Genomic DNA, 8812 nt, shown 5'->3' on the forward strand with positions numbered 1-8812 from the left:
GGCGACGCTCGCGAGCGGGAGGTCGGCCACCGGCCGGCCGGTCATCGGCGTGCGCACCTCGTGCCGCTCGGCGCTAGCGGCGGCAACGGCGTGCGCGAGCAGGCGCTGGATCTCAGCCCGCTCGGGCACACCGGTGGGCGTCGCATCAGCCGGGACGAGATCCGGGGTCTGCAGCGTTGCCGTCATCTCCCCAGGGTATTACTCGCCGGTAGAGCCCAGCGGCGGCCCGGACTGTGGGTCCGAGTCCGTGACCGGGACTATCGCGCGGAGGGCAGTCCGTGGCGGTGCGCTATGCGGGCGGCGTCCTGGCGGGTCGGGACACCGAGCTTGCGCAGAATGTTCGACACGTGCACGCTCGCCGTCTTGACGCTGATGCCGTGGCGGGCCGCGATCTCGCCGTTGGTGCAGCCGGCTGCGACGTCGTCGAGGATCTCGCGCTCACGGGCGGTCAGTCCGGGCAGCGGCTCAGCCGCGTCCGTCGCGGCCGAGCTGGGCTTGAGGTCGATCCGATACCACCGGGCCGTGCACTCGACCTCAGCGATGAGGGGCACCAACCCGACATTCGTGGCACTCGCGTAGGCCGTGCGTAGGGCGCTCACGGCCGCGACCCCGGTCTCCGACCGGAGCGTCGCTTCCGCGATCCGCCAGTGAACGTATGCTTGCGCGACCGGCCCGCGGATCGTGGCCTCGGCCCGCTGCCAGGAGCCGACATCCGTATGGCCGTCCGCCCGCCCCCTCTCAGCCGCCTCCAGCGCGCTCACTTCGCCGTGGCGCCGCTCGGTCAGCGCACGGAGCGCAGCGGCCGGTCCGTCCGGGCGGCCACCGGCCGTGACCACATCCCCCAGCGCACGCCAGGCCAGCGCGATCAGTCGAGCCGGGTAGCCCAGGCCGGCGGCCTCGGCCTGCGTCAGGTTGGCCAGAGCCACGTCCAGGGCACGTTCGGGCTCGCCTGCCCAGAGGGCCACCTCGGTTCCAGCCTCGGCCACGGCCAGCCGCCAGGTCGCAGGCGCATCCCGGTCGAGCATCAGCCGAGCGGCTTCGTCGGCCCAGGCGCGCGCCTGCTCAAGGCGCCCGACGCAGGCGGCGGCCTGCGCGGCCCGCATCGCGATAGGCGACTTGACCAACCCGTCGGGGGCGATGGCCATGCCGTGAGCTCCGCGTGTGTAGGCATCCTCCAACCGCCCCAAGAGCATCAGCGCCTCGACGGCGTTGGCGATCAGCACGCTCCCGCTGTGTCGCAGGACGCCGCACCGGCCGAGTTCCTCGATGCCCTGCTCGCACACCGCGAACTGTCCCGACGGATCGCCAGACATGCCCAGGACGTTCCCGAGATTGACATAGGCCGCGACGAGATCGTCGACGCTGCCGCCCTCGTGCGCGCTGGCCAGAGCCACCTGTAGGTGGTCGGTCGCGGTCGCCAGATCACCGGCGAGCGCGGCCGCCACCCCGAGGGCGTTATGCGCGATGCCCGCCCAGCGCACCGATCCGGCAGCCTCGGCCAGAGTTACCGCCGCTGCGCCGAACCGGGCGGCGTCATCGGTGCGCGACCAGGCGGCCGCCACCCGCGCAGACCACGCGAGGACGGGGATCGACACCTGTTCATCGCCGTCAGAGAGCAGTGAACGCGCTTGTGCGAGAGCGCTGTCCGCCGCCTCTCCGGCACCGGTGACGAAATCGATCGCGCCCAACCGCCACAGGATGTCCGCCCGCGCAGTATCGGATCCGGCGTGCACGAGCGCCCGATTCAGCACGGCCCGCGCCTGGTCATACGCACCAGCCAAGCCGTAGGCGCGTGCCGCGGCGAGGCGCAGGTCGGGCAAGCTCTCGTGATCCGCAACCGCGCCGGCGTCGAGAAGCGCTTCGGCGCGGCCATACCACCGACCCGCGTCGGCGAAGGCCCACCGATGCTCGGCCACGCGTGCCGCGGCAACCGTGATCGCCACCGTCTCGGCGTGCGCCATTTCCGTATGCCGCGCCAACGCCAGCACGGACGCATCATCGCTGCGGCCCGCGAGGACTCCCATCGCGCGCTCGTGCAAGCGGCGCCGCTCGCTTGGCAAGGCGTCGGCATAGGCCACCTCCGCGCACGCTGCATGCCGGAAAGCCAATCCTGGTCCCGCAGGGCACAGCACGTGCGTGTCGAACGCAACTCGGACGGCCGCTTCCACCTGTTCCAGGGGTCGATCCGTCATCACGACCAAATCGTCCAGATCAGCCCTGCCGCCGGCAACGGCAAGTGCGTGCACCAGGTCGCGGGCGAGCGGGGGCAGCGCGGCGATCCGCGCCGTGAAGAGCGCCTCGACGGTCGGAGGGATCGCGAACGCGCCGGTCGTGCTGTCGGCCAGTTGCTCGGCGAGCAGGGGGTTGCCGCCGGAGCGCTGCGCCAGGGTCTCGACTTGCGCGGGATCGAGCGCGGGCCCGGCCACACCGGCGAGGCGAATCGCTTCCGCACCCGTCAGTGGGCCCAGCCCGATGACGACTGTCTGCCGAAGCCGGCCCAGTTCCCCGATCATCCGGTGGGCAGCGTCGCCCGCTTGCCCGTGATCGGTGCGACTGGTGACGACCAGCGCTACCCGCTCGTCGGTGAGGTTGATGGCCAGGTGCGCCAAGAGGTCAAGGCTGGCTTGGTCGGCCCACTGCAGATCGTCGACGATCAGCGCGACCTGACGGGCGTGCCCGAGGGCCTGCAGCAGGCCGAGGACGGCCTGATAAAGCCGCCATTGGGGCCCGATGGCCGCCGACGCACCGGCCGTGGGCTCGGCCGTCGTCACGCCCGCCATCAGCCGGCGCAATTCGGGGAATCGCTCGATCTCCTTGCGTCCCGATGGCTTTGACTCCAGTCGACGCAGCGCTTGGATGAGCGGCGCGTAGGGCAGGGGCTCACCAACAACCGGGGCACAGGCGCCCGCCAGCACCACGGGGCGGACCACACGCAGGGCCTCGGTGACCAGCCGGGTCTTGCCGACGCCCAGATCTCCCAGCACGACGACCACGCGTGGCCGCCCGCCGGCACTGTCATCGAACGCCGCTCGCAGCACCGCGATCTCGGCGTCACGGCCGACAAAGCGCAGCTCGCTCGCCATGACACCTCCGACCTTGCGGATTCCGCTGACGCCGACCCTAGTGGGCACTATCGTCGATCGAGCCGCCCCGGCCGATAGTCAGGAGCCCGCCATGCCCATCCCCCCCCGCCCGCGGCATCTGCTCGCGGCCGTGCTGACCGCAACCGGCATTGCCCTTGCCACGGCCTACCCCGGCCTGGCGGTCTTCGACCCCGGGACGCCGGCTAAGGATGTCCACGTCGGACGTGACGACGACAACGCCGCCAATCCCGTCATCCAGCCCGCCGGCGTGAGCGTCGCGCAGCACATGGACAACGCGGACGTGATGTTCGGCCGGGACAACGACGATCTGCTCATCGCCCGCCGCGGCAGCGACACCCTGCTCGGCGGCAGCGGCGCCGACATCCTCGTCGGGGGCCCCGACGGTGGGTCCTCGGGCCGCAATGACGCACTGATCGGCGAGGACGGCGACGACATCGCCATCTGGTCGCCGGGGGATGGCAATGACGCCTTCGCGGGCGAGGACGGCAACGACGTCGTCGTCCTCGGCGTCGCCGCCCGGGCGGGCAACAGCCTGGCCCTGACCGCCTGGGGCCAGCGCAAGATTCCCGCCGTCCGCGTCGCCGGGGTCACCGGCGCGAGCTGTGTCGTGGTGCCCATTTCGCTCGACGGTGCCCCGGTCGATCAATACCTCGTGCGGTATCTCGTCGCGGGCTCGCCCAAGGCGACCCTCCGCGTCAAGGGAGTCGAAACGGCCTACTGCGCAACGGGTTCCGAAGGCAAGGTGCTGATGGCGACGCTGGCCGGTGACGCGCCCAGCTTCTCCGCAGTGCCCGAATCATCCGTCCGCGGGTTGGTCGGCGCGATCCTGCGCTAAGTCCCGGAGCGGGGGATCTAAGGTAGCCGCCCAATGCGCGCCCGAACCTCCTGAGCGCACTGTGGTCGCAGCCCGCCGGAAGCGCCGGCGGACCCGATCCGAAAGGCACTGCGATGCGCATCTCCACCTCTCTCGCCGCCGCTCTCAGCGGAGCCAGCCTGGCCCTGACCCTCGGCTCCACCGGCGCCGTGTCGGCGCTGACGGCCAAGGCTCCGGTCGGCAAGACCTTCACCATGGTCCGCTCGAATGGCACACCCGCCGCCTGCCTCCCCAGCGCAAAGGCCACGGTCGTCGTCACCAAGCAGGGCACCACCGAGAAGCTCGTCCTGAAGGCCACCGGCCTGCGACCCAACGCCGACTACGACCTGTTCGTCACTCAGGTGCCGGACGCGCCCTTCGGTATTTCGTGGTACCAAAGCGACCTGCACACCGATGCGTGGGGCGCCGGCCAGGTGACCGTCGTCGGCCGCTTCAACAAGGAGACCTTCTCGGTTGCCCCGGGTGCCGCGCCGGCCCCGGTCGTGCACGCCGGCGATGCCGCCGCGAACCCAGCCTTCGCACCGGTCCACCAGTACCACCTCGGCCTGTGGTTCAACTCCCCCGCCGACGCCGCCGCCTCCGGCTGCGCGGGCGCCACCACCCCCTTCAACGGCGACCACAACGCGGGCGTCCAGATCCTCAGCACCCGCAACTTCCCGGCGGCCGCCGGCCCGCTGAAGTCGATCCCGTGACCTGACCCGTCACTCGCGCCGCGCCGCCCTGGCCACGACCGGGGCGGCGCGGCCTCAGGTGCGGTCGTCGGGCGCGACCACGACCTCGATGCGCTGGAACTCCTTGACATCGGTATAGCCGGTGGTCGCCATAGCCCGGCGCAGCGCGCCCATCAGGTTGGTCTTGCCATCGGCACTCTGGCTCGGGCCATAGAGGATGTCCTGCAGCGACCCGAGGGTCCCGACCGCCACCCGCTCGCCGCGAGGCAGTTGACCATGGTGAGCCTCCGGCCCCCAGTGGTGCCCGTTCCCGGGCGCCTCGCTCGCTCGCGCGAGGGCGGCGCCCAACATCACCGCGTCCGCGCCGCAGGCGATCGCCTTGACGATGTCACCGGCGCGGCCCATACCGCCGTCGGCGATCACGTGGACATACCGGCCACCGGACTCATCGAGATAGTCCCGGCGCGCCGCCGCGACATCGGCGATCGCCGTCGCCATCGGGGCGTGGATGCCGAGCGAGGTGCGGGTGGTTTGGGCGGCCCCGCCACCGAAGCCGACGAGCACGCCGGCGGCACCGGTGCGCATCAGGTGAAGTGCCGCCATATAGCTCGCCGCGCCGCCGACGATGACGGGCACCTCGAGTTCATAGATGAACCGCTTGAGGTTCAGCGGCTCCGCCTGGCTCGAGACATGCTCGGCCGAGACCGTCGTGCCCCGGATGACGAAGATGTCGACATTGCTCTCCAGCACCGAGTTCCAGAATTGCTGCGTGCGCTGCGGAGACAAGGCGGCGGCCACCGTGACCCCGGCCTTGCGGATCTCGCGCAGCCGCTCGCTGATCAACTCGGGCTTGATGTCCTCGGCATAGATCTGCTGCATCCGGGCGGTGGCCAGTTCAGGGGCGAGCCCGGCGATCTCGGCGAGCAGCGGCTCGGGATCGGCATACCGCGTCCACAGGCCCTCGAGGTCGAGCACGCCGAGGCCACCGAGCTCCCCGAGTGCGATGGCCGTCTTGGGCGACATCACCGAATCCATCGGGGCGGCCAGCACCGGAATGTCGAAGTGATAGGCGTCGATCTGCCAGTTGGTCGAGACATCCTCGGGATCGCGCGTGCGCCGCGAGGGCACGACGGCAATCTCGTCGAGGGAGTAGGCCCGCCTGCCGCGCTTGCCGCGGCCGATCTCGATCTCGGTCACCGCGCAAGGCTACAAGCACCCCGTATGCCGGTCCGCCCGCCGCCCGCGGCCACGTCCGGTGGCGCCTTTCTACCCTGGTAGACAGAAAAGGCAGACCTCTACCCATGAGCCTAAATATCAAGAACGAAGAGGTGTGCGCGCTGGCCCGCGAGGTCGCGGTCCGCACGGGGCAGACACAGACCGGCGCGATCGCCAGCGCCCTCGAAGCGCTATTTAGCGCATATTCTCCGTGCCGCCGAGGAGGATCGCCGAGCGCGCATCGACGCAACTCTTCAACGCATCCACGCCGACCTGACCGAGCAGGATCGCGCCGCGATCCGGCGTCGCGCCGATGACCTTTACGATCCCGAGACGGGGTTCCCGGCGTGATCGTGGACACCTCGGCGCTGATCGCCATCCTGCTCGACGAGAGCGAAGGCGCCAAGTTCAGCCGCCTGATCGAAGGTGACCCGGCACCGAAAGTGTCCGCGGGCACCTATCTCGAGACCGGCATCGTTTTCGATGCCAGATCCGGCGGCCTGCCTGGCGATCTCGACACAGTGCTCATCGACCACGGGGTGTCTGTTGTCGCGATGACCGCCGGGCACGCGGCGCTGGCGCGCGCGGCATACGGCTGGTTCGGCAAGGGGACGGGGCACCCGGGCCGGCTCAACTTCGGCGATTGCCTGTCCTGTGCCCTGGCGATCGACGCGAGCGAGCCCCTGCTGTTCACGGGCGAGGACTTCCGGCATACCGATGTCCGCGACGCCCGGGTCGAGGCGCGCCCGGGCTGAGCCTCGTGCGCGCACGCGCGGGTCGTCTCGCCCTTGGTGTGGGTCAGCGGCCGCGATAGTTGGGGGCCTCGGCGACCATCTGCACGTCGTGCGGGTGGCTCTCCTTCAGCCCCGCCGCCGTGATCCGCACGAAGCGACCCTTGGCGTGCAACTCCGGAATGGTCCGGGACCCGACATAGAACATCGACTGGTGCAGGCCGCCGATCAACTGGTGCGCGACCTGCGAGACCGGACCACGATAGGCGACCTGACCCTCGATCCCCTCGGGCACGATCTTGTCGTCGCTGGTGACATCGGCCTGGAAGTAGCGGTCCTTGGAGTAGGACTTCTTGCCGCGCGAGCTCATCGCCCCGACCGAGCCCATCCCGCGATAGGCCTTGAACTGCTTGCCGTTGATGAAGACGGTGTCCCCCGGCGTCTCCTCGCAGCCGGCGAAGAGCGAGCCGATCATCACCGTGTCCGCACCGGCGACCAGCGCCTTGGCGATGTCCCCCGAATACTGCAGGCCGCCGTCGCCGATCACCGGCACGCCCGCCGGCCGGCAGGCCTTCGCCGCCTCGTGGATCGCGGTGATCTGGGGGACGCCGACGCCGGCGACGACGCGGGTGGTGCAGATGGAGCCGGGGCCGACACCGACCTTGACCGCATCCGCGCCGGCGTCGATGAGCGCCTGGGCGCCGGCCCGGGTCGCGATATTGCCGCCGATCACCTGGGCGCTGCGAGTCGCCGGGTCGCGCTTGAGCCGCTCGATCATCTCCAGCATCAAGCGGGCGTGGCCGTTGGCGGTGTCGACGACCAAGACGTCGACACCCGCTTCGACTAGGGTGGCGGCGCGCTCCCAGGCATCCCCGAAGAAGCCGACGGCGGCGCCGACGAGCAGGCGGCCGTGGTCGTCCTTGCTGGCATACGGGAACTGCTCGGACTTCACGAAGTCCTTGACGGTGATCAGACCGGCCAGGCGGCCCTGGTCGTCGACCAGGGGCAGCCGTTCGCGCTTGTTCTGGCGCAGCAGCGCCGTGGCCGCCTCGCGGTCGATGCCGACCGGCGCGGTGAACAGCGGCATCGGCGTCATCACCTCGGAGACCTTGGTGCTGGCCCACTCGGCGACCGGGGTGAAGCGCAGGTCGCGGTTGGTGATGATGCCGAGCAGCTCGTTGTCGACGCCGACCACCGGCAGGCCGGAGACGCGGTACTGGCCGCACAGGTCGTCCAGGTCCTCCAAGGTGGCGTCCGGGCCGATGGTGATCGGGTCGGTGATCATGCCGGTCTGGGTGCGCTTGACCAGGTCGACCTGATGGGCCTGGTCGGCGATCGAGAGATTGCGGTGGAGCACGCCGATACCGCCTTGCCGAGCCATCGCTATCGCCATCCGCGCCTCGGTCACGGTGTCCATCGCCGCCGAGATGAGCGGGACGCGCAGGTCGAGTTCTCGGGTCAGCCGAGAGGTGGTGTCGACCTCGCTGGGGATCACATCGGACTCGCCAGGCAAAAGAAGGACATCGTCATAGGTCAGCCCGAGGAGCCCGAACGGGCCCTCGGTGTCGTCGGTTGCCGCGATCGAGGAAGAGCCGCTCGTCATGACGTCATGGTAGTTGGGCCTCCTGGGCGTCCCGCACAGCGTCACATCCGCCCCACCGGCCCCACCACTGCCCTCGCTTCTTGACCATTTCTTGAACATCTCCTTACTCAGGCCTTGCCCTACGGCGCCCTATCGGGGCATACCGTCCCGCTGTGACCGACGTCGGAGTTCACTCCCAGGACCCCGGAACCGATCCGAAGGAGGGTGAACAGTGACGGATTTGATGACGGCACCCGCGCCGATCGCATCCGATTGGGATTGGCAGTTCGCCGGTCTGTGCCGTGGACTCAATCCCGAGGTTTTCTTCCACCCGGAAGGTGAACGGGGCTCCGCGCGACGGCTGCGCGATCTGGCCGCCAAGGAAGTCTGCGCCCAGTGTCCCGTGCTCCAGTTGTGTCGTGACCATGCGCTCGCGGCCCGGGAGCCGTATGGCGTGTGGGGCGGCATGAGTGAGGACGAGCGTCTCGCCTTCTATGAGGAGCACGGACTGTCGGTCCGCCGGGCCAGCTGATCCCGGGCGGGGTCAGCGCCGCGCGGCCGACGCTCGTTGGCGGGCGGCCCACTCACGCCGGAGCGCTTGGCGCCAGCCCGGCACCGGTTGGCCCGCCTCCGCG

General features: G+C 70.2%; 8 protein-coding genes. 4 read left to right on the forward strand and 4 right to left on the reverse strand.

What is annotated here, in order from left to right; genetic code table 11:
• Both PKH97_RS10440 and PKH97_RS10445 read right to left on the reverse strand, forming a co-directional pair.
• A partial coding sequence (locus tag PKH97_RS10440) for a hypothetical protein (protein WP_324387347.1) occupies nt 1–186 on the reverse strand: 186 nt, incomplete at its 3' end.
• 71 nt (nt 187–257) lie between these two features.
• Entirely contained in the window at nt 258–3083 is a 2826-nt protein-coding gene (locus PKH97_RS10445) for an AAA family ATPase (RefSeq protein ID WP_324387348.1), read from the reverse strand.
• Between the two features lie 91 nt (nt 3084–3174).
• Here PKH97_RS10445 and PKH97_RS10450 point away from each other — a divergent pair, with 91 nt between their 5' ends.
• Nucleotides 3175–3939, forward strand: coding sequence for a hypothetical protein (locus PKH97_RS10450; protein WP_324387349.1), 765 nt, complete (start codon nt 3175–3177; stop codon nt 3937–3939).
• Nucleotides 3940–4052: 113 nt separating this feature from the next.
• Entirely contained in the window at nt 4053–4670 is a 618-nt protein-coding gene (locus PKH97_RS10455; RefSeq protein WP_324387350.1) for a hypothetical protein, read from the forward strand.
• 54 nt (nt 4671–4724) lie between these two features.
• On the opposite strand, the gene PKH97_RS10460 is transcribed toward PKH97_RS10455, so the two are convergent.
• Nucleotides 4725–5846 carry a GuaB3 family IMP dehydrogenase-related protein gene (locus tag PKH97_RS10460; RefSeq protein ID WP_324387351.1) on the reverse strand — a complete coding sequence of 374 codons (1122 nt, stop codon included), beginning with the start codon at nt 5844–5846 and terminating at the stop codon, nt 4725–4727.
• Nucleotides 5847–6211: 365 nt separating this feature from the next.
• Here PKH97_RS10460 and PKH97_RS10465 point away from each other — a divergent pair, with 365 nt between their 5' ends.
• Entirely contained in the window at nt 6212–6619 is a 408-nt protein-coding gene (locus PKH97_RS10465) for a type II toxin-antitoxin system VapC family toxin (RefSeq protein ID WP_324387352.1), read from the forward strand.
• Nucleotides 6620–6662: 43 nt separating this feature from the next.
• Here PKH97_RS10465 and guaB read toward each other — a convergent pair whose 3' ends face one another.
• Nucleotides 6663–8198, reverse strand: a complete 1536-nt coding sequence (guaB, locus tag PKH97_RS10470; protein WP_324387353.1) for an IMP dehydrogenase — start codon at nt 8196–8198, stop codon at nt 6663–6665.
• Nucleotides 8199–8421: 223 nt separating this feature from the next.
• Here guaB and PKH97_RS10475 point away from each other — a divergent pair, with 223 nt between their 5' ends.
• A complete protein-coding gene (locus PKH97_RS10475) occupies nt 8422–8709 on the forward strand; it encodes a WhiB family transcriptional regulator (RefSeq protein WP_324387354.1) in 288 nt (95 codons plus the stop codon).
• The last annotated feature ends 103 nt before the right edge of the window (nt 8710–8812 follow it).

The organism is Nostocoides sp. (genome assembly GCF_035343835.1).
Lineage (GTDB): Bacteria > Actinomycetota > Actinomycetes > Actinomycetales > Dermatophilaceae > Nostocoides_A > Nostocoides_A vanveenii.

What these genes read in the sequence shown, in the direction of transcription:
- guaB (WP_324387353.1), bottom strand. Translation starts at nt 8,198, where the DNA reads ATGACGAGCGGCTCTTCCTCGATCGCGGCAACCGACGACACCGAGGGC.
- PKH97_RS10445 (WP_324387348.1), bottom strand. Translation starts at nt 3,083, where the DNA reads ATGGCGAGCGAGCTGCGCTTTGTCGGCCGTGACGCCGAGATCGCGGTG.
- PKH97_RS10450 (WP_324387349.1), top strand. Translation starts at nt 3,175, where the DNA reads ATGCCCATCCCCCCCCGCCCGCGGCATCTGCTCGCGGCCGTGCTGACC.
- PKH97_RS10475 (WP_324387354.1), top strand. Translation starts at nt 8,422, where the DNA reads ATGACGGCACCCGCGCCGATCGCATCCGATTGGGATTGGCAGTTCGCC.
- PKH97_RS10455 (WP_324387350.1), top strand. Translation starts at nt 4,053, where the DNA reads ATGCGCATCTCCACCTCTCTCGCCGCCGCTCTCAGCGGAGCCAGCCTG.